At 67.7% G+C, this 291-nt stretch carries 1 protein-coding gene; it reads right to left on the bottom strand.

Features of this window, described 5'->3' with window-relative positions:
* Window positions 1–291 (bottom strand): alpha-amylase family glycosyl hydrolase (locus ADK57_RS18270; RefSeq protein WP_267890770.1); only part of this gene is annotated, 291 nt, incomplete at both ends.

Raw genomic sequence — 291 nt, 5'->3', positions numbered from 1 at the left:
GCGCATGCCGCGCTGGTGGGCGGCGTCGACGAACTCCACGAAGTCGGCGAGGTCGCCGAACTCGGGCAGGACGGCGGTGTAGTCCGAGACGTCGTAGCCGCCGTCCCGGAGAGGTGACTTGAAGAACGGCGGCAGCCAGAGGCAGTCGACGCCCAGCCACTGCAGGTAGTCCAGTTTCGCGGTCAGTCCCTTGAGGTCGCCGACGCCGTCACCGTTGCTGTCCTGGAAGGAGCGGACGAGGACCTCGTAGAAGACGGCGCGCTTGAACCACTCGGGGTCCCGGTCCTTGGC

Source organism: Streptomyces sp. MMG1533 (assembly GCF_001279775.1).
GTDB lineage: Bacteria > Actinomycetota > Actinomycetes > Streptomycetales > Streptomycetaceae > Streptomyces.
This window is presented reverse-complemented; position numbering and strand designations above follow the sequence as displayed.